Source organism: Haloleucobacter ellipsoideus (assembly GCF_052491725.1).
Map to the genome: position 1 here is coordinate 469493 of NZ_JBQWAR010000018.1, position 19836 is coordinate 489328.

Here is a 19836-nt window from a genome sequence, read left to right on the forward strand (position 1 = left end):
TGCGCTCACCGTTCGTCATTCGCCGCGGGCGCGACCGGCTGCGGCGTGCGGCCGAGAAAGCGATCGCGGGTCTCGGCCCAGACGCGCAGGCATCCGGCATCCTTGCCGGCGGCCTCGCCAAGCTGCTGGCACCGGCGCTGTTCGACACGAAGTGCATCGATCGAGCGCTCGACGGTCCGCGCCGGCTCCGGGGCCTTTACCTCGTCCTTGCGGGTCAGCTCGATGGCCGTCGCGGTGATCGCGACAGCCACGAAGACGACGGCGCCCAGCCGGGCCAGCATCTTGCCGTCCATGGTCGTCCCCTTTCCTGCGTCTCAGTTGCCGTTGAACATCTTGGCGTTTCCAGGCTGGTAGCCGGAGCCGGGCGTGAGGAAGCGGCGGCGCTGCTCGCGTCCCTGTTCGGCCGCGGCGGAGCGCTCCGCGTCGGTCAGGGCCTGCGCCCGGCCGTTCGCGGCGATCACGGCGGTCAGGTCGGCGAGCTGCTGCGCCTGAAGGGCGAGGAGCTGGTTGCCGGCCTGGGTTGCCTGAAGTGCGCCGGTCGCGCCCTGGCTCTGCCCGACCAACGCCGACATCTGGGTGCGGTTGGTGTCGATGTTGCCGACAACGGTGGCTTGGACGCGCATGGCGTCCTGCAGACCGCCGACGGTGTTCTGCCAGCGGGTCTTCGCGTCCTCGATCAGCTTGGCGTCCGAGGCGGTCAGCGAGGCGTTGCCGTATTGCGTCTTGAACGCCTGATCGATCTGACCGACGTCGAAAGCGATGTTCTGCGCCTGGCTCAGGAGCTGCTGCGTGCGCTGCACGGACTGCTGGAGCTGCTGGAGCGAGGAGAACGGCAGGCTCGCCAGGTTCTTCGCCTGGTTGATGAGCATCTGCGCCTCGTTCTGGAGCGACGTGATCTGGTTGGTGATCTGCTCCAGCGCGCGGGCGGCCTGAAGGACGTTCTGGGCGTAGTTGGTCGGATCGTAGACGATCTTCCAGGCGTGTGCCGGAGTGGTCAGGACCGGAGCGACGGCGAGCGGTACGGACAGCACGGTGGCGGCAAGCAGGGCGGCGGAGATGCGAGGCGAGGTGCGCGGCATGTTTTAGTTCTCCTGTTCGGGCTGGGGGTCGAAGTTGATGAGATCGGGGATGAGGTCCGCGGCCCATGCGACGTCGCGCGCCGCGAGCCACGCGGGCAGGAAACCGTCGCGGCCGTGTTCGGCGACGATCTGGGCGATGAGGGTCTGGTCGGATTTCGAGGAGGCCGCGCAGAGCGCGAGTCCGACTTCCGACAGGCCCAGCTCGAACATCCGGTTGCCGCGCCGCGACTGGCAGTAGTAGTCGCGCTTCGGCGTGGCGCGGGCGATCAGCTCGATCTGGCGGTCGTTCAGACCGAAGCGCCGATAGATCGCCGTGATCTGGGGCTCGACCGCGCGCTCGTTCGGCAGGAGCAACCGGGTCAGGCAGCTTTCGATGATTGCGGGCGCGATGCTGCTGCCATCGATGTCGGAGAGCGACTGGGTGGCGAAGATCACGCTGGCGTTCTTCTTGCGCAGCGTCTTCAGCCATTCGCGGAGCTGACCGGAGAAGCCCTCGTCGTCGAGCGCCAGCCAGCCTTCGTCGATGATCAGGAGCGTCGGCCGGCCGTCGAGCCGGTCGCCGATGCGATGGAAGAGATAAGCCAGCACCGCCGGGGCGGAGCCCGAGCCGACCAAGCCCTCGATCTCGAACGCCTGTACGGACGCCGAGCCGAGATGCTCGCTCTCGGCGTCGAGCAGGCGGCCGTATGGACCGCCGACGCAGTATGGGCGCAGCGCCTGTTTCAGGTCGTTCGACTGGAGGAGCACAGCAAGGCCGGTGATGGTGCGTTCGCCGACCGGCGCGGAGGCAAGCGAGGTCAGCGCGGTCCAGAGGTGTTCCTTGACCTCCGGTGTGATCTGCACGCCCTCGCGCATCAGGATGGCGACGATCCAGTCGGCCGCCCAGGCGCGTTCCGGCACCTCATGGATGCGGGCGAGCGGCTGGAGGGAAACCGAGGTTTCCGAGCCATCGGTCAGGTCGCCGCCGAGATCGTGCCAGTCGCCGCCCATGGCGAGCGCTGAGGCGCGGATGCTGCCCCCGTAATCGAAGGCGAAGACCTGCGAGCGCTTGTAGCGGCGGAACTGCAAGGCCATGAGCGCGAGCAGCACGGACTTGCCGGCGCCGGTCGGGCCGACGACGAGCGTGTGGCCGACATCGCCGACGTGAATTGAAAGCCGGAACGGGGTCGAGCCTTCGGTCCTGCCATACAGCAGCGGGGGCGCGCCGAGATGCTCGTCCCGTTCCGGCCCCGCCCACACGGCGCTGAGCGGCATCATGTGGGCAAGGTTGAGGGTGTTGACCGGCGGCTGCCGGACGTTTCCGTAGACGTGGCCCGGCAGGCTGCCGAGCCAGGCGTCCACGGCGTTGATGGTCTCGGGCATGCAGGTGAAATCGCGGCCCTGGATCACCTTCTCGACCAGCCGCAGCTTCTCGTCGGCCACGCGGGCGTCGCCGTCCCAGACGGTCACGGTGGCGGTGACGTATGCTTCTCCGGCGAAGTCCTGGCCGAGCTCCTGAAGCGCGAGATCCGCATCCTGCGCCTTGTTCGCGGCGTCGGTGTCCACGAGCACGGATTGCTCGTTGGTCATCACCTCCTTGAGGATCGCGGCGATCGATTTGCGCTTGGCGAACCACTGCCGCCTGATCTTGGTCAGGAGGCGGATGGCGTCGGTCTTGTCGAGGAGGATCGCGCGCGTCGACCAGCGATATTCGAAGGCGAGCCGGTTCAATTCGTCGAGAATGCCGGGCGTCGTCGCGGTCGGGAATCCGACAATGGTGAGGATGCGCAGGTGCTGGTCGCCCAGGCGCGGCTCCAGCCCGCCGGTGAGCGGCTGGTCGGCGAGCAGCGCATCGAGGTACATCGGCGTCTCCGGCACGCGGACACGGTGCCGGTTGGTCGATATGGTCGAATGGAGGTAGGTCAGCGTTTCGCTATCGCCGAGCCAGGCGCATTCGGGCATGAAGCCGTCAAGCAGCGCCAGGATACGATCGGTGCGGTCGGTGAAGGCGCGCAACGCCTCGTGCGGATCGACGCCGGAGCGCTCCCGCCCCTCATAGAGCCATGCTTCGGTGCGCGCCGCTTCCTCGGCCGGCGGCAAGTGAAGCATGGTGAGGAAGTAGCTGGAGACGAAATGTGATCCTTCTTCCTCGAAATCGGCCTTACGCTCGGAATCGACAAGTGCCGAAGCGGGATCAGGAAAGCGGCAGTCGGGATAGGTCGCGGCCTCGCTCCGCTGCGCCTCAACGAAGATCGCCCAGCCGGAGCCGAGCCGGCGGAAGGCGTTGTTGAGGCGCGCAGCGACGGCGACCAGTTCGGCCGCGACGGCGGAATCGAGATCGGGGCCGCGAAAGCGCGCCGTGCGCTGGAACGAGCCGTCCTTGTTGAGGACGACGCCAGCGCCGACGAGCGCCGCCCAGGGCAGATAGTCGGCAAGACGGGCGGCGGTACGGCGATATTCGGCGAGGTTCATCATGGCCATACTCTCAAACCAACAGATGGCCAGGGATGCGCAGATGCCGGCGGCCGACTTCCACGAAAAGCGGATCGCGCTTTGCCGCCCATACCGCAGCGAAATGTCCGATTGCCCAGATGGCGATGCCGACAATCCATAGCCGCAGGCCAAGACCGACGGCGCCAGCCAGCGTCCCGTTCATGATTGCGATACTTCGCGGTGCGCCGCCGAGCAGAATGTGCTCGGTCAGTGCGCGATGGACCGGAACCGAGAAACCCGGCACGGAATCAAGTTGTTCGAAGCCAGCCATCAGACGAGCGCCCCGCCGCCGAAGGAGAAGAACGATAGGAAGAAACTCGATGCGGCGAATGCGATCGACAGACCAAATACGATCTGGATCAGCTTGCGGAAGCCGCCTCCAGTGTCTCCGAAGGCAAGCGTCAGGCCCGTCACGATGATGATGATGACTGCGATGATCTTGGAGACCGGGCCCTCAACCGATTCGAGAATTTTCTGAAGCGGCGCCTCCCACGGCATTGATGAGCCAGAAGCATGAGCCGCCGGGATCGCGGCCATAAACATGATCGTCGCAAGGGCTGTAGAACCGGCGAGGCGCTTGCGTGCGTCCCGCAGGACGGACGGCTTGGGCTTGGCCGGAGGGACGGGTTGGGATGGCTCGACAAAATCGGCCGGTGTTTCTGGCCGGGTCGGAACAGTGGAGAGGATCATGGGGGCGGCGACGTGCGGCGCGATAGGCGAGACATGCAGGCTCATGCGAGATTACCTTTCAAGAGTGGATAGGGATCGGAATGGAGCAGCGCGTTGAGCGTGCGGTAATCGCCGGTCGTGGGATCAATCCCGTCGACAATGGCGATCTCGGCGAGGCGACGCGCGGAACCGCGGCCGGAAAGCACGGCGATCAGGTCGATGGTGTCGGCGATAAGCGCGCGGGGGACCGTGACAACGGCTTCCTGCACGAGTTGCTCCAGCCTGCGCAGCGCGCCGATAGCCGAATTGGCGTGGATCGTGCCAATGCCGCCGGGGTGTCCGGTTCCCCACGCCTTGAGAAGATCGAGCGCTTCGGAACCACGCACCTCGCCAACTGGGATGCGGTCGGGCCGCAGGCGCAGCGACGATTTCACCAGATCGGACAGCGATGCCACGCCGTCCTTGGTCCGCATGGCGACCAGATTGGGTGCAGCGCATTGCAGCTCGCGCGTGTCCTCGATCAGCACCACGCGGTCGGTGGTCTTTGCGACTTCGGCCAGCAGCGCGTTGGTGAGCGTCGTCTTGCCGGTGCTGGTCCCGCCGACGACAAGAATGTTTTTCCGCCTCTCAACGGCGAGGCGCAGCACGTCGGCCTGCTCGACCGTCATGATGCCGTTGGCGATGTAATCAGCTAGGGTGAACACCGCGACGGCGGGCTTGCGGATCGCAAAGGTCGCTGCCGCCACGACAGGAGGAAGCAAGCCCTCGAAGCGCTCTCCGCTCTCTGGGAGTTCGGCGGAGACGCGAGGATTGCCTGGATGGACTTCCGCGCCGACATGATGGGCGACCAGCCGCACGATGCGTTCGCCATCGGCGGCGGACATCACCATGCCTGTATCTGCCAATCCTTCCGAAAGGCGATCCACCCAAATGCGTCCGTCTGGATTGAGCATCACCTCGATGATCGCTGGATCTTCGAGAAACCGCGCCACATCTGCGCCGAGCGCGGTGCGCAGCATCCGGGTGCCGCGTTGGATTGCTTCCTGTCTCTGATGAGTAGATGCCATATCGTCCCCGTTCGTTCGTGGGGACGCGACAGATGATCCCCGGATCGGGGATGATTAAAAGAGCCCTGATTCCGGCCGTTTCAACAAGTTTCGGTCGTAGTAGTAGCATGGCGTGCAAATACAGGAGAACGGCGGCGCGGCCGTGGTCTTGAATGCGCTGCGCCTATTCCCACATTCTGCGCGCGAGACGCTCAGCCGTCTGATTCGGCCACATCTTCCGAAAGCTCCTGACGGAGTTTTGGCCCCTGCGCCAGGCGCCGACCGAGAGCGGTGATGAACGCCTGGTAGCGCTCAGCAGATTTTGCCCGCGCTGCCTGAGCGGCCGGCTCCGGCAAGGCGGGCGTCGTGGTGATCCAGAAGCGGATGAACACCGCAAGGGTCTCAACAGCAATACCGACGTCCCGTTCAAGGCGGGTCATCCGCCGGTCAAGCTGGTCAAGGCGCTTGGCGACAATCGCCTCGCGCCGTTCGGCATCATCCGGGGAAAGGAAGGAAGCGATGGCCGCCTCCGCAATCATGGACTGGGACTGATCGCGGCGGGCGGCGAAATCCGCCAGCGTTTTCTCAACATCGGGGTCCAGATAGATCGTGGTCTTTATCTTCTTCTTCCGGCGAGTGGTCATGGCGCCTACAGCTCCATGCCGTCATTCGGATCGAGCGAGACCTGCCGCGCAACGCCCTGCATCTGGCGAAGCATGCGCCGGTTGCGGAACAGCTTGCGCCGTCCCTATGAGATCATTCCGCAGCGACGAGGTGCTGCCGGTCTTCTTCGTCTTCAGCCGCCGGTTCCTCGTCGTCACCGTCACTGGCGAGGAAGTCGGGCAAAGCCTCGACCTCGCCATCGGCGTCGGGGGCAGCGTTGCCGTCGAGATCGACCAGGCGCAACGGTTCGGGCAGCCAGCCGGTGTCGGCCAGCAGGCGCTCGGCTTCCTTGGCCATGTCACCCTTTTTCAGATGGTCGATGAGCTGCGCCGCCCGTTCACCCGCGCCCTCGCGCACCGCCGCGAGGATCTGGGTCTTGGTCACGCGACCGAGATAGTTCTCGACCGTGGGCCGCCACCCCGCATCGACCACCATGTCGAAGTCGGTGGCGCGAGCAATCCGGTCGGCTCCGGCAAGGCGACGATCAAGGCCATGCTGCGAGATGCCGGAAGCGCTGTGGATGTTCGGGCGCTCGTAAAGCGCATTGACGCCATAGCTGACGCAATGGGCGAGAAGCGCCATGCGGCTCGCTTCGTCAAGCGCAGCGATCCAGTCCCACAGTTCCGCTTCGTCTGCCGGCAGATCGGCCTTCCACCCGTCGAAGCGCTCGCGGATCACCTTGGCCGAAAGGCTGTCTGCGAGATCGGAGCCCTGCGAATACAGATACCTGTGGCGTACCGAGACCTCCAGGCACCCGGTCGGCGCGGAGTAGTTATAGCGCTCCATCACCATGCGGTGGAGCAGCGCCGTCATCGCAACATGCGGATTGTTGGCGAGCGCTTCCTGAAGCGCGACGGTGCGATGGGCGGTCAGCTCGATGACGAGCCGCTCCGGCAGCGGCTTGATCCCGTCGTCGTCATCGTCCTCTTCGGGGTCGGCCGGCTGGCCGCCGATGGTGATGACGGCGCGCTGCACGTCGCCGTCATTTCCGCCGGCGACGATGGTGTTTTCGTTCTCGCCGTCCCCCGCATCGGCCACCGGCTCGTCCTCGGCCCGGACATAGCCGCGCTCGATGACAGGCTCGCCGTCGCGGTCGATGCTGATGAAGACACCGGCGCGGGCGATCTCGGCAGGATCATAGATGACGGGGCGCTTCTCGAAGCCTTCCAGAGCGGCCTCGATCTCGCCCAGCCGCCGATCGATCTCGTCGGGCAGCTCGTCGTGCTCGGAATATTCCGATTCAAGATCGTCGTACTCGTTGCGGAGTGCATCGCGCGCGGCGCGCTCCTCGTCGGTGAGATCGGCGAAGCTGCCGGTGATCTCGCGAAGGCCGTTGTCATAACCGTAAGGATGGCTGGTATCGACAGCGATCCACTTCCAGCCCTCGGCTGCCACTTCATCGGCGATCGTCTTCAACTTCTCCGAGACTAGGCGGTCGAGAAGCGCCACGTCTTCGAGCCAGCCCCCATCGTCCTCGGAGAAGAGGTCGCGCAGGATCGCGCCGCCGGCCTGCTCATAGGCGTCCACGCCGACGAAGCGCACGCGCTTGTCATCGGTCGGAACGGTGGTTTCGGTGAGGAGCTGGCGGACCTGCCAGGGCTGGACGTTGTAGGAACGCTGGGCAGCTTCCCAGACCTGTTCCTGGCGGGCGTGGTCGGGATTGACGGTGAATGCCTCCAGCATTGCCAGCGGCATGCCGTTGCGCGCATAGACTTCCAGTAGAGCCGGCGATACCGAAGCCAAGCGCATACGCTGCGTGATGTAGCGCGGCGTGGTGCGATAGGCGTCGGCGATCTCCTCCTTCGTCATGCCGTCGTCGAACATGCGCTTGAACGCCCGGAACTGGTCGAGCGGATGCAGGCCGAGCCGCAGCATGTTTTCCGCGAGCGAGTCGTCGACGGCCGAGGTCTTGGCGTCGGCTTTCTTGACGAGGCAGGGAACGAGGCCATCGGCGGGAAAGCGTCCGGCCTCGACCAGCCGCGCGATCGCCCGGAACCGCCGGCCGCCGGCCGGGGTCTCGAAATCGCCGGTCTCGTTGCCGTCGGCATCGAGGATGGCGCGAACATTGATGCCCTGCACGATGTCCTCGCGACGGTCGATGTCGTGGGTGAGATCATCGAGACCGGCCTCGACGTCGGTTTCACGGACATTGCTGTCCGAGAGGCGGATGCGATTGAAGGGAATGTCGCGCGAGCGCGAGAAGACGATCATCGCAACGGCAGGCTTTTTCGACTTCCTGGCAGCTTTGGCCATGGTGGTTTCTCCGTGACAGGCGGCCGAGACCCTCTCTCGACCTTCCAACCCGTCACGAAATCCCCAGCCCCTCTCTCACTCTCGACCGGGCCGCGGGTGCGACGCTACCAGTCGAAGCGCTGCGGTCTCCCCGCATTCACCCGGTATTTCCTGCGCAGCGCCAGGATCGCCGCCTCCTGCCGGTCAATCTTGCGCCGGAGCCGGTCGAGATCCGGCCCCGCGACCACCAGGAGGCGATCGAGCACCCGCCGGTATTCCACCTCGTCCGCGCCGGTCCACCGGCTCATCCGCCGGTGGTAGCGCCGAGATTTCGGGCGGAGGCGAATCGTCTCGCCCTCGGCGCGATTGCTGAGTGCGCGTTCGGCAAGTCCGAGATTGCGCCGCGTATCCGCAAGCGCGTCCTCCATGCGCGCCAGCAGCGAGCGCACACGATCAGGAGGCATCATCGCGCGGCCCTCCGTCGTCAGGTGGGCCGAGATCGAGCACGTCCTGAAGGAAGCGCGGCGGAATGTTCTCCTCCGGCCCCTGCCAGGCGACGCGGCCGTTCCTCCAGATCGTGACGAAGCCGCCCCCGGTCGAGCGGACGGGCAGCGGCTTCGCCTCGAAGTTCGGGCATCCGAACTCGGCCGAAGTGGCCGAGAACACGGAGCTTTTGCGACCGGGCAGAAGAACGCGATCACAAGTGCCAGACGGGCGCTTGACGCGCCGGCGAGAAAGGCCGAGGCGGAACCATTCATAAGCGCGCTGTTCGTTTTCCGGCGGCGCGTCCCAATGGATGCAGTGTTTGCACTGGCCGGAGCGCCCGTCGACGGGCTCGTCGAGCGGCGGCCCGCCGTTATGGCCATGTTGCCTTGGTCCAGTCATGGCTGGCCTCCCATGACGACACGTTGGACCATGACGGGGCGCGTCTCGGTCGCCTGCGCCAGGCGCTCAATCAGCGCCAGCTCGGCATCCGAGCACGCGCCGCGCACCTCGATTTCGAGCCGCTCGACGGCATTGGCGTGATGGCACGCGGCGATGTGGACATTGCCGCACGTTTCGACGGGGCGCAGCCACGACCGGAGAAACAGGATGCCGGAACCGAGATTGCCGCAGTAAAGCAATTCGTCCACGTCCGGCGCGCTCGGACCGATGCCGGCCTTGCGGCCGCCGATCCGGCGGAAGGCTTCGCTGAACGTCGACGGATCGCGGGTGATCCGCGCGGTCCGCGCGGGATGGAACTGCCACGGCGGGCGCCAGGGATCGAGCTTGCCAACCGCAATCTGGTGCAGGAAATCGGCAAAGCTCGCCGGGTCGGCCGGATAAGGGCAGGTCCGCCAGATCTCGCGGACACGAGCGCGCAGCCTGTCGGGCAGCGTGAAGAGCTGGGTGCGGCCCTTTCGCCACCACACGGCGCGCTGAATGCGGCGCTCGCGTTCGGCCTCGTCCCACCATACGGCGCGGCGGGCCATTTCCTCGTCGACGCCGCGCTGGCCGGCGGCGATCTCTTCGGCGAAGAGCGGCAGCGCATCGCGTTCGAGGCGCTGCTTGCGGAGAAACGCCGCACGCTTGCGCGACGTGTCACCATAGGGTTCGGGCCTATGCCAGCGGCGGAAGCGCATCAGACGCCGTCCCGCCGGGCACGCGCCGCGGCATAGATGATCCGCTCGGCGCGGCGGATGCTGCCGGCCTCCCGTGCAGCCTCGGCCCAGACCGAAATCGGAAAGTCGCCGGAAAAAAGAATGTCGCGCTCGATGCCGAGTCCGAACGGCAGACGCGCCAAGGCCATCTCCTCGAGCGAGAAATAGCCAAGCTCCGGCTCGCCGAGATCGGCCAAGCCAAAGAGGATGTCGCCGTCGGCATCGAGCTCGGTCGCCAGCCAGACGCCGGCGCCGAGCGGGTTGAAGAACTTGACGACCGGCACATGATCGGTGTCGCGCTGGCGGCCATTGGCGAGAAGCTGCGCGCGCAGCTCGTCGGTCAGGAGGATCATGCTGCCCTCCTGTCGATAGCGGTCTCGGGCGTGGCAGGCCGCTGCTCGTCTTCCGGCAGGAAGGACAGCAGCCAGTCGGCCGCCTTGCTTGCCTGCGAGGCCGCGCGCACGATGGCGCGGGAATCCTCGCGCATGACCTCCAGCCAACTGCCGATGTAATCGGCGTGGCGCACCGTAGGCACGATGCCGAGAGCGGCGCAGCTAAAGGCCGAAATCTGCTCGGCAATCAGCTCTTCGAAGGCATATTTCTTCGAGCCGAACGAGCCGGTCAGGTCACGGTTCAGCCGGCTGTGATGGCCGCTGGCGTGACCGAGTTCGTGCAGAGCCGTCCGGTGCCAGTTGATGGGCTCGAAATACGCCTGGGGCGGCGGGACCCTCACATAGTCCTGGGACGGAGCGTAGAAGGCCCTGTTGCCGCCGATGCGGAAATCGACGCCGGTCGCCTTGATGAGCGCCTCGACCCTCGGCTCGATCAAGCCGGGCGGTGGCGGCGGCGTGACCATGGCGATGTCGTCGGGCAGCCCGTCGCATTGCACCACGTTGAAGACCGTAAAGCGCTTCAGGAACGGGATGGCATGCGCTTCCTCGCCGGCTTCGCGGGCGCGGCGCTTCTCGTCTTCCGGCGTAAAACGGTCGGCATAGACGACCGTGGTGCCGTGCTCGCCCTTGCGGACATGGCCGCCGAGCGAAAGCGCCTGCCGGAATGTAAGCCAGCCCTGGCAGGGAAAGCCGTGCTCGATGACCGCGCCCCAAAGGATGAGCACGTTGATGCCGCTGTAGCTGCGGGAGGTGGCGGCGTTTTTCGGTAGGCCGAGCGGCGCCTTGGCGGTCGATGTACCCCAAGGCTGCACCCATGGCACCCGGCCGGCCTCCAGTTCGGCGATGATTTTGGTGGTGATTTCGTCATAAAGGTTCGTCCGGTCCGAGCCGGTGCGAACGCTGCGATCATGTCTGGACATCGCGGTTCTCCGCGACGGGCGCCAGAAGACTCTCCTCCGGCCCTCAACCCGTCACGGCAAAACCCGTCCGCACTCTCACTCTAAGGGGGCGTTGCGGGGTCTCCCCGCAGAAGGGGGTGTGCCGGCGACCGTGGCGCCGGCCAGGGGGAAGACTTTCCCCCGGCGGAAAACAGCAAATGCGTAAGCCGTAGATAAGGGTTTCGGTAGCAGAGAAACTTGTAGCTCACCCATCTTCATTGACAGCGCCCGGCGCCACACTAGCCTCAGACCCGCAGCGTTTGTTCGGTCGTCTTGCAAGCCATCAGTGCCATCGAGGAAGGTGGCCGTCGTTTTCTCCTCGTAGCCTGCTTTCCCTCGTTCCCTCTCGCTTCGCAAAGCAAAACGACGTTTTAAGAATATTTTGTTATTTTCCAATAAGCTGATGAGACTCTTGCAAAGCTTTTCCGCTATTAGACACGTAGACGAATAGAAAGATCTTGGGGATCTGACTTACAGGGTGGGCAATGAAAATATACTCTGTCGCAATCGAGAATTTCAGGGGCATCCGCTCGGCGCGTTTGGTTTTTCCGGATCATGCGGTGCTTATCGGAGACAACAACACCGGCAAGTCTTCGGTGCTTGAAGCCATCGACCTAGTGCTTGGCCCCGACAGATTGAACCGGCGTCCGCCGGTCGACGAGCACGATTTCTATCAGGGACGCTATTTGGCTGAGCCGCCGTTGGTAGTCGCCGAAGATGAAGATCTTCCGATTGTGCCGGCGGAGGGCGCTGAAGCGGAACCGGCGGAGGGACCAAAAATCACCATCGAGGTGACGATCATTGACCTGTCACTGGAGCAGCAAGCCCGCTTTGGTGGGCAGATCGAATGGCTCGCAACGGACACCGGTGACTTTTACGACGAAGCGGAGCCAGCCGGGGTCGATGCAGCGAATATCGTTGCGGCGCTCCGAGTGACGTTCATCGGAGAATACGATCCAGATGAGGACGATTTCTCCGGCAACACGTATTTCACCCGTAGCATCGCCGAAGAGGCAACGCCAACGCCCTTCTCGAAGAAGGACAAGCAGCATTGCGGCTTCCTTTTCCTGCGTTCACTGCGGACAGGATCGCGGGCGCTGAGTCTGGAACACGGCAGCTTGCTCGACATCATCCTGCGTCTGAAGGAGATCCGTCCCCAGATGTGGGAGGAGACGATAAAGACGCTGGCGGGTTTTGACGTGGCGAGCAAGCCAGAACTCGGGATTTCCGGCGTGCTGGAAAGCATCAACAAGGCGCTGAAGAAGTACGTTCCCCGCGAATGGGGCGCGCAGCCGCATCTCAAAGTCTCGAATTTGACGCGCGAGCATCTGCGCAAGATCGTGACGGCATTTATTGCGACGGGTGGAGGCGATCACGCGGCTCCTTTTTTCCGTCAGGGTACGGGCACGATCAACATGCTGGTGCTGGCCCTGCTGTCGCAAATTGCTGAAGATAAGCAGAACGTCATTTTTGCGATGGAAGAGGCAGAAACGGCGATTCCGCCCTATGCACAAAAGCGGATCGTCCACGAGCTCCGCAAGCTGTCGGCGCAGTCGATCTTCACCTCGCATTCGCCGTATGTGCTGGAAGAGTTCACGCTTAACGAGACGGTGATCCTGTCGCGCTCCGACGATGGCGAGTTGATGCAGTCAAAGATTGCGCTCCCGGAAAGCGTCAAGCACAAGCGTTATCGTCAAGAGTTTCGAACACGCTTTTGCGAGGGGCTGCTGTCGCGCCGCGTACTTATAGCCGAAGGGGCGACCGAAGCCGCATCCTTCCCGGTTGCAGCACGACGGCTTGCCGAATTGAACCCGGCGACCTACGCCTCGGTGGAGGCATTGGGCATTTGCGTGATCGACGCTGGAACCGAGAGCCAGATCGCCGATCTGGCAGCGCTCTACAAGGGGCTCGGCAAGCGGACGTTCGCCATCTGCGATAAGCAGACGGCCGTGGCACAGGCGGCGATCGAGGCCCAGGTCGAGCGGTTGTTCATGCACGCAGAGAAGGGCATCGAGGACCTGATCCTCAAAAATACGACGCCGGCTGCCCTGGAACGTTTTGCCGACGTGCTCGACTGGCCGCCGCACCTTGCGGCGAAGTACCCCGATCCAAAAGCGCAGGCGCAGGCAGCTTTGAAGGAGTATTTCGGCTGGTCGAAGGGAAATTGGGGGATCGCCGATTTTCTGGCGCAATGTAACGAGGTGGAGATCCCTCAGTTCTTGCGCGACGCTTGCCTTGAATTGAAGAACCTATGCGACCCGCTCGCCGCGGCGTCGGCTCCACCGCCGGAGCCGGAAGAAGAGAACGTTTTCGCGGACATTCTGGGGTAGAGGAAGGCGATCGTGGTCGATCTCACCGAGGCACAGAAGGGCGTCTTAGAGGCAGAAGGCCATCAGCTTGTCACGGGCGGTCCGGGCTCGGGCAAGACCACTGTCTCCATTCTAAAAGCAGCTAAGATCGGACGGGAAGCGCTCAAGCCGGGCCAGCGGATACTGTTTCTGAGCTTTGCCCGCGCGACCGTCTCGCGCGTGCTTGAGGCGATCGATGAGGAGAAGCAGATCACCCGTAAGGAAAAGGCGGTGATCGAGGTCGATACTTATCACGCCTTCTTCTGGCGCATTCTGAAAACGCACGGGTATCTGGTCGGCTTCCCACGCCGCATGACGATCCTCACGCCACCGAACGAGGCGATAGCGCTATCAGGCTTGCGTAGTGGGTATAAAGCTGCCTCGAAGCTGACGGATGAGGAGAAAGCCGAGAAAAAAGAGCGAGAAGAAGCCGAGCGGGAGCGCTTGGCACGCGACGAGGGAAAGGTCTGCTTTGACCTCTTCGCGACCAAGGTCGGCGACATTCTCCATGGATCGCAGAAGGTTCGGACGCTGATTTCTACGATGTATCCGTTCATCGTCCTGGATGAGTTTCAGGACACGAGCGCGGAGCAGTGGCGTGTGGTCGAGGCACTTGGGATGGGGAGCACACTCATTGCGCTCGCCGACCCGGAACAGCGGATTTTCGATTTTATAGGTGCCGATCCTGAACGGTTGAACCACTTCAGAGCAACATTCCACCCGTCTGAACATGATCTCGCTGGCGACAACCACCGCAGTAAGGGCACGGAGATCGCACTCTTCGGAAACGACATCCTCGCCGGCCAGTTTCGGAAGTCGAATTATGAGGGCGTGCATTTCGAGGTTTTCGAGTCAAATCCCAACCAAGCGTTTACAACGCTCACGACGCAAGTGCTTCAGGGACGGAAGCGGCTGATCGATGGAGAAAAACGGGATTGGTCACTGGCGATCCTCGTGCCGACCAAGAAGATGACGCGATTGGTCTCGGATACGCTCCGTGAGCCGTTCGGCAATGTCCCGCCGATCGGTCACAGCGCCGCCGTTGATATGGAGGGGCCAATTCTGGCTGCCGAGATCGTCGCCTTTCTCCTGCAGCAGGGTCGACAGGCCGGGGCGTTCGATGACCTCGTTGAATTGCTCTGCAGCTACTATCACGGCCGCGGTGGCTCAACCCCCAACAAAGGCGACCTGGAGGAAGCGGCCCGGTTGCGCGCCGCCCTGGCTAAATGGAATGCAAGTGCGGCGGCAGGAAAGCCGCCGCCAGGAAACAGCGTGCTGAAGGCGACCGCGACGGTCCATCAGGCGGCTATTGCATTGGTATTGACCGGAGACCCGGATAAAGACTGGCGCGCCGTTCGCGCGGCTCTTGAAGGGAGCGCTTGCTCGCGGCTGAAAGAGGTCGCTACCCAGGTCCGAAACGTTCGCCTATTGGAACGCGGGACCCAGCTTCGGCAAGGACTCATGCAAGACTGGCGCGATGCCGGAAGTTATCGCAACGCCCTGGAAATCACGCGCCGAGCTTTCGTTCAGGAACATTTCGCTACGGCCCACAAACCGGAAACTGGCGTCATCGTGATGAACATGCACAAGGCCAAAGGTAAGCAATTCGATGAGGTAATCATATTTGAAGGATGGCCGAGGCGCGCCAAGCGCGAGATCGTCGCCAATCCGGATCGGATAGTCACCGGAAATATTCGCGACGGGGCTATGACGCAGGCTCGCCAGAATTTCCGTGTGAGCGTAACTCGCGCGAAGAGCCGGACGACGATTCTGACTCCGCGTGATGATGTTTGTGTGCTTCTGTTAGAAGACGAAGCCTAAACGTAGCTTTCAGCAGGCTGCGGCTCGGTCATGCGCGTCCTCCAATCGCGGATCGTTTACGCCTCTTTCCGACCGTGGCCCCGGTTTGTCCCTCTATGTCCCCGAGACTGCGCAGATGCAGCACAGGCCGGGAAGGCAGTTTCACGGTCAACTCCAGCTCGCCGCCGATGGCCTCGACATAACCGCGCAAGGTGGACAGATACATATCCGCCTGCTTCTCGATCTTGGAGACGGAAGGCTGTTTGATATTGAGGGCTGTGGCGATGTCCTCCTGCGCCTTGCCCGCGATCTGGCGAAGCTCGCGAAGGCTCTCCACTTCCTGCTTCAATTCCTGATAACGCGCTTCGATGGCTTCCTGCTCGTCCACGGGAAGCGCGGCAATCATGTCGTTCAGGCTCCGTGCCATCTCAACGTCCCTTCTTTGCGGATTTCAGGCTTTCCAGATGTTCGGAAAATCGGAGATCCGCTTTTGCGATGAGCTGCCGGTAGAAGCGCTTCTGGCTCCCGCCGGATTTATCGCCCGCTACGAGCACGATGGCTCGCCGTTCCGGGTCGAAGGCGAAGGCTGCACGCCATTCGCCGTCGGCCGCTTCGAATCCCAGTTCCTTCATGTTGGCGTGTTTCGAGCCTTTGAGCGTGTCGGCATGGGGCCGACCAAGTTGAGGTCCGTAGTCCGACAGTAGCCGGGTGGCTGCGATCAATGCGATACGGACCTCGCGCTCAAAGGCCAGAACCTCGGCCTCGAAGGCTCCATGGAATTGGACTTCCCACTCCATATAGCCTCCAAGCTATGTCCGGTCAATGGAAAGGACGCGCGGCGCCTCTGGCGAGGCTGCTGTCGATCGGCGGCAGCTCGCGGCCCAGGCGTCGAGATCGTCCACGGCGTAGCGGACCCACTTGCCGAACTTATGGTAGGCGGGACCGCCCCCGAGGGAGCGGTAGCATTCGAGGGTGTGCGCCGACAGCGCGAGGTATCGCGCTGCGGCTTCGGTATCGACGAACCGGATCGGGCCGGCATCTGCGACGAACTGGGCGCGTCGCAGGATATCGGGCGTCGGCCAGCGGCGTTGGGCTTTGGCTTCCTCACGCATGGCTTGCCTCCTGCGCCTCGGCTCGCTTGCTGCCGGACGGTGCGGTCCTGTTCTCGCCGCTACGGTGACGGAACGGACGATAGTTCCCGAGGCGCGTGCGCGAGGTGTATTTGCCATCCTCGAAGCCGAGCGGCTTGCCGTCCGGACCAAGGGTGGCCGGAGCGGTGGCCACCACCGGGGCGATGGAGGGCAGCTCCATGACGGGAGCCGGCGGTGGTGCGGGCGGCTGATGCTCGGCACCGATGACGGTCATACGGCGCTGCGTGACGGCTTCCGCCGCAGCCCTGACGGGATCGTCCTCGGTGTGGACGTAGCGCATGAACATCGTCACCGTCTTATGAGCGGTGAGCGCCATGCCGACCTTTACCGGCACGCCGGAGTTGGCGATGTCGGTCGCGGAGCGATGACGGATGCCATGCGTACCGACATGAGGAAGCCCCGCGCGCTTCAAGATGCGCTTCCAGCCCTGGTAGTAGGTATAGGAAGACATTGGCTTTTCCGGATCGAAGATCGAAGGGCAGACGAAGGGCGAGCTTTCGAGTCGAGGCGCGGTCTCGAAGAGGCGCAGCGCTTCGGCACTCATAGGCTTCGACATTCCGCCGGTCTTGCTGTCCGGCCAGACGACACGGCGGTTGTCGAAATCGATCCACGACCATTCAAGCTCGACGATCTCCGACATGCGCGCGGCGAACTCGAACTGAAGCCTGATCGCGAGAAGGATGAAGGGATGCTCCAGCCCTTCCGCGTCAGCGCGATCGAGATACTCGAAGAGCTTGCGCATTTCCGCATCCGTGATGAGGCGGGTCTTGCCGCGTTCGGGATATTTCGGGACATGGCGGCAAGGATTGGAACCGTCCGGACGTAGCCCCCAGACCTCGGCGACGTTGAACATCTTCCGGCACATCGCGAGCATCCGGTTCGCGCTGACGGGCGATTTCGCCATCTTCTTCATGAGATCGGCGATGTCGGCGCGCGTCACTTCCGGCACCTTCAGATGCCCGAGCTTCGGAATGAGGTGGCGCTTGGCCCGGTCCCGATTCGACTTGACGGTCGAGGGCTTGTTGCGGCCTTCGGAATAGTCGGTGATGAAGCGATCGAAGAGTTCCTTGACCGTCGGGGCCTGACGGCTCGCCGTCCGCTCGGCGCTGGGGTCTCCTCCGCGCCGGACTTCGGCGAGCCAGTCCTGTGCGATGCCGCGCGCCTGTTCGACGGTGATCTCGCCGTAGCGGCCGATCGCGGGCTTCCGGCGCTGGCCGCTGTTGGTGACATACGCGATCATGAAGGTTTTCCGGCCGGCGGGCGTGACCTTCACGAGAAAGCCGGGTATCGTCGTATCGCGGAGTTCGTAATCGCGTTCCTGCGGGTTTGCGGCGTCCACCGCCGTCTTGGTGAGTTTGATCTTGGGCATTCCTAACCTCCGTTGAGGCCGGATTTCAGGTGCAGAATAGGAGCACCGCGAAAGCCAGCCGTAGCGTGCATCCGGTTAGGCAAGGATGTATCGATAACTGAAAAAAGCTAGTGCCTACAGTCGGTTATCGGGAAATCGGATACCCCCGGATAAACAAAGGATAGGCCATAAGGCGTCGCTTAAAATCCCTCGCCTCCGGGCGTGCGGGTTCGATCCCCGCCGTCCGCACCATCCCGCTTTCCGGCCTGCTATCCGGGCAGGTTTGCAGCGCATTCCGTTCAGGCCTGAATGCCCAAAAGCAAACGGCCCGCCATCTTTTCAGGGCAGGCCGTTGCATCTGTGCGCGCTGAGGGGGCTGATCCCCGGCGGGGGTCAGCGCTCCTGCGCTCTGGCGACATGGTCGCGCAGCTCGTTCAGTGAATCGAAGCGCACGATCCCATCCGGCAGCTCGGCCTGAATCGAGCCATCCGAATACAGTGTATAGGCCATGCCCGCCACGATGCCGGATTTGATAATGTAGGGGCCATCCTCGGCATTTTCTGCATCCTCTCCGGCCTCTTCCGTCTCGGGTGCCATCTTGGCCTCCGAGGCGCGACGCAGGGGCGGAAGTTCGAGGGCGCGGGCCGGACGCCTGTCCCTCTCCGCCTCTTCGTCCCTCGGTGCGCTGTCATAGGAGGGTGCGTCGGGAGCCAGATGCAGCTCGGATTCGCGCGAAAAGTCATGCTCCTCCTGCACGGGGGCGGGGTGGCGCACCGGTGGCGGGAGATTGGGCATGGAGCGGGATTCTTCCACCGGTTCCTCGCGGTGGTGCGCGGCGGGGCGCGGCGCAGGGGCGGAAGGATAGGAAGGGGCGGCGGGCTCCCCGGCCAGAGAGGGTTCGGAAGAGGCGCCCTGTTCCGGCTGCGGGGCCGGTGACGCGATGGAGGAGCGGCCGATAATCGCTTCCAGGCGCTGGGAAAAGCGCTCAAGCTGGCGCAACACCAGCCCCATGGCCATGATGACGAAGCCGCCAGAGGCCGCAACAGCGCCGGTGGTGATGAGCGTATTGCCGAAGGTGGATACGAAGATGGAGATGCCAAGAGCGATGACAGCGAGGCCCGCCAACGCGATCAACAAGCCCAGCAGGACAAGAAACCACCACATCTCGTTACTCCGTTACAAATTCTGATGCGGAACCGGATGGTTCGCCCAGTGGGTCGTCAGGCCGCGCTGCCCCCATAAATCGGTGACATCATGGTTGTTTGGAGGCACACTCCGCCCTATCTAGTTCAAAGCTCGGAAACGAGGGGTATTGCGCCTTGTCGTCTGGACCTGTTCCGGCCCGGACCTCGCACCCCAACCGGGCCTGACGCCGGAACGTTGAGCGGAGAAGTGTCATGTCCTTTACGCTGCCCGACCTGCCTTATGCCTATGATGCCCTGAACCCGTACATGTCGCGGGAAACGCTTGAGTATCACCACGACAAGCATCACCTTGCCTATGTCAATAATGGCAACAATCTCCTAAAGGGAACTGAATTTGAAGGAAAATCCCTGGAAGAGATCGTGAAGGGCTCCTTCGGCAAGAATGCCGGGCTCTTCAACAATGCAGGCCAGCACTATAACCACCTGCATTTCTGGAACTGGATGAAGCCCAATGGTGGCGGCGCCATTCCCGGTGAGCTTGAGAAGAAGATCATCGAGGACTTCGGTTCGGTCGAGAAGTTCAAGGAAGATTTCATCGCCGCCGGCGTCGGCCAGTTCGGTTCCGGCTGGGCCTGGCTTTCCGTGAAGGATGGCAAACTCGAGGTTTCCAAGACCGCGAATGGCGAGAACCCGCTGGTGCATGGCGCCACTCCCATTCTGGGCGTGGACGTGTGGGAGCACTCCTACTACATCGATTACCGCAACCGTCGCCCCGATTACATGAAGGCTTTCGTGGAAAACCTCGTGAACTGGGACTATGTGGCCGAGCTGTACAGCAAGGCTGTCTGATCACATCAGACGCGACCTGTCTCTTGAGCGCCCTGCCTTGTCGTGAGGCAGGGCGCTTTCTTTT

21 protein-coding genes are annotated in these 19836 nt (G+C 63.3%); 3 read left to right on the top strand and 18 right to left on the bottom strand.

Translation table 11 applies throughout. The features are described from left to right. Positions 1–5 precede the first annotated feature (5 nt). The 13 genes from trbK-alt to ACT6QG_RS09520 all read right to left on the bottom strand — a co-directional run bounded on the left by trbK-alt (position 6) and on the right by ACT6QG_RS09520 (position 11113). Positions 6–293, bottom strand: a complete 288-nt coding sequence (trbK-alt, locus tag ACT6QG_RS09460; protein ID WP_183754224.1) for a putative entry exclusion protein TrbK-alt — start codon at positions 291–293, stop codon at positions 6–8. Positions 294–314: 21 nt separating this feature from the next. Then, the gene (gene trbJ / locus ACT6QG_RS09465; protein WP_183754226.1) at positions 315–1079 is read right to left on the bottom strand and encodes a P-type conjugative transfer protein TrbJ; all 765 of its coding nucleotides are present in this window, start codon (positions 1077–1079) and stop codon (positions 315–317) included. Positions 1080–1082: 3 nt separating this feature from the next. Continuing rightward, a complete protein-coding gene (gene trbE, locus ACT6QG_RS09470) occupies positions 1083–3533 on the bottom strand; it encodes a conjugal transfer protein TrbE (protein ID WP_183754228.1) in 2451 nt (816 codons plus the stop codon). Between the two features lie 10 nt (positions 3534–3543). Further along, the gene (locus ACT6QG_RS09475; RefSeq protein ID WP_183754278.1) at positions 3544–3825 is read right to left on the bottom strand and encodes a VirB3 family type IV secretion system protein; all 282 of its coding nucleotides are present in this window, start codon (positions 3823–3825) and stop codon (positions 3544–3546) included. Continuing rightward, positions 3822–4094, bottom strand: coding sequence for a TrbC/VirB2 family type IV secretion system protein (locus ACT6QG_RS09480; protein WP_246375047.1), 273 nt, complete (start codon positions 4092–4094; stop codon positions 3822–3824). The genes ACT6QG_RS09475 and ACT6QG_RS09480 overlap by 4 nt, the downstream gene beginning before the upstream one ends. 188 nt (positions 4095–4282) lie before the next feature. Further along, positions 4283–5287: a P-type conjugative transfer ATPase TrbB gene (gene trbB / locus ACT6QG_RS09485; protein ID WP_183754230.1), complete on the bottom strand. Its 1005-nt coding sequence runs from the start codon at positions 5285–5287 to the stop codon at positions 4283–4285. Positions 5288–5478: 191 nt separating this feature from the next. Further along, complete coding sequence (locus ACT6QG_RS09490; protein ID WP_444977308.1) at positions 5479–5910, bottom strand: CopG family transcriptional regulator; 432 nt, start codon at positions 5908–5910, stop codon at positions 5479–5481. A gap of 112 nt (positions 5911–6022) precedes the next feature. After that, a complete protein-coding gene (locus tag ACT6QG_RS09495) occupies positions 6023–8182 on the bottom strand; it encodes a ParB/RepB/Spo0J family partition protein (protein WP_444977309.1) in 2160 nt (719 codons plus the stop codon). A gap of 104 nt (positions 8183–8286) precedes the next feature. Next, positions 8287–8628 carry a hypothetical protein gene (locus tag ACT6QG_RS09500; RefSeq protein ID WP_183755035.1) on the bottom strand — a complete coding sequence of 114 codons (342 nt, stop codon included), beginning with the start codon at positions 8626–8628 and terminating at the stop codon, positions 8287–8289. Further along, complete coding sequence (locus ACT6QG_RS09505) at positions 8615–9046, bottom strand: hypothetical protein (RefSeq protein ID WP_183755037.1); 432 nt, start codon at positions 9044–9046, stop codon at positions 8615–8617. Before ACT6QG_RS09505 ends, ACT6QG_RS09500 begins: the two co-directional genes overlap by 14 nt. Further along, positions 9043–9783 carry a hypothetical protein gene (locus tag ACT6QG_RS09510; RefSeq protein ID WP_183755039.1) on the bottom strand — a complete coding sequence of 247 codons (741 nt, stop codon included), beginning with the start codon at positions 9781–9783 and terminating at the stop codon, positions 9043–9045. Before ACT6QG_RS09510 ends, ACT6QG_RS09505 begins: the two co-directional genes overlap by 4 nt. Then, a complete protein-coding gene (locus tag ACT6QG_RS09515; RefSeq protein WP_183755041.1) occupies positions 9783–10154 on the bottom strand; it encodes a DUF2958 domain-containing protein in 372 nt (123 codons plus the stop codon). The genes ACT6QG_RS09510 and ACT6QG_RS09515 overlap by 1 nt, the downstream gene beginning before the upstream one ends. Next, a complete protein-coding gene (locus ACT6QG_RS09520; RefSeq protein ID WP_444977310.1) occupies positions 10151–11113 on the bottom strand; it encodes an ArdC family protein in 963 nt (320 codons plus the stop codon). The genes ACT6QG_RS09515 and ACT6QG_RS09520 overlap by 4 nt, the downstream gene beginning before the upstream one ends. A 503-nt stretch (positions 11114–11616) precedes the next feature. Between ACT6QG_RS09520 and ACT6QG_RS09525 the strand changes: the two genes are divergently transcribed. Together ACT6QG_RS09525 and ACT6QG_RS09530 are read left to right on the top strand one after the other, a co-directional pair. Further along, positions 11617–13461: an ATP-dependent nuclease gene (locus ACT6QG_RS09525; RefSeq protein ID WP_444977311.1), complete on the top strand. Its 1845-nt coding sequence runs from the start codon at positions 11617–11619 to the stop codon at positions 13459–13461. 12 nt (positions 13462–13473) lie between these two features. After that, the gene (locus ACT6QG_RS09530) at positions 13474–15300 is read left to right on the top strand and encodes a UvrD-helicase domain-containing protein (protein ID WP_183753964.1); all 1827 of its coding nucleotides are present in this window, start codon (positions 13474–13476) and stop codon (positions 15298–15300) included. 28 nt (positions 15301–15328) lie between these two features. Here the strand turns inward: ACT6QG_RS09530 and ACT6QG_RS09535 are convergent, their stop codons facing one another. From ACT6QG_RS09535 to ACT6QG_RS09555, 5 genes are all read right to left on the bottom strand, one after another. Beyond that, positions 15329–15685 carry an XRE family transcriptional regulator gene (locus tag ACT6QG_RS09535; protein WP_444977312.1) on the bottom strand — a complete coding sequence of 119 codons (357 nt, stop codon included), beginning with the start codon at positions 15683–15685 and terminating at the stop codon, positions 15329–15331. Positions 15686–15707: 22 nt separating this feature from the next. After that, a complete protein-coding gene (locus ACT6QG_RS09540; protein WP_444977313.1) occupies positions 15708–16076 on the bottom strand; it encodes a type II toxin-antitoxin system RelE/ParE family toxin in 369 nt (122 codons plus the stop codon). 12 nt (positions 16077–16088) lie between these two features. Then, positions 16089–16391, bottom strand: a complete 303-nt coding sequence (locus ACT6QG_RS09545; RefSeq protein WP_183753958.1) for a helix-turn-helix domain-containing protein — start codon at positions 16389–16391, stop codon at positions 16089–16091. Beyond that, a complete protein-coding gene (locus ACT6QG_RS09550; RefSeq protein WP_279718432.1) occupies positions 16384–17799 on the bottom strand; it encodes a tyrosine-type recombinase/integrase in 1416 nt (471 codons plus the stop codon). The genes ACT6QG_RS09545 and ACT6QG_RS09550 overlap by 8 nt, the downstream gene beginning before the upstream one ends. A gap of 372 nt (positions 17800–18171) precedes the next feature. Continuing rightward, the gene (locus tag ACT6QG_RS09555; RefSeq protein ID WP_444977314.1) at positions 18172–18942 is read right to left on the bottom strand and encodes a hypothetical protein; all 771 of its coding nucleotides are present in this window, start codon (positions 18940–18942) and stop codon (positions 18172–18174) included. Between the two features lie 233 nt (positions 18943–19175). Here ACT6QG_RS09555 and ACT6QG_RS09560 point away from each other — a divergent pair, with 233 nt between their 5' ends. Continuing rightward, positions 19176–19772, top strand: coding sequence for a superoxide dismutase (locus ACT6QG_RS09560; protein WP_444977315.1), 597 nt, complete (start codon positions 19176–19178; stop codon positions 19770–19772). Positions 19773–19836 lie beyond the last annotated feature (64 nt).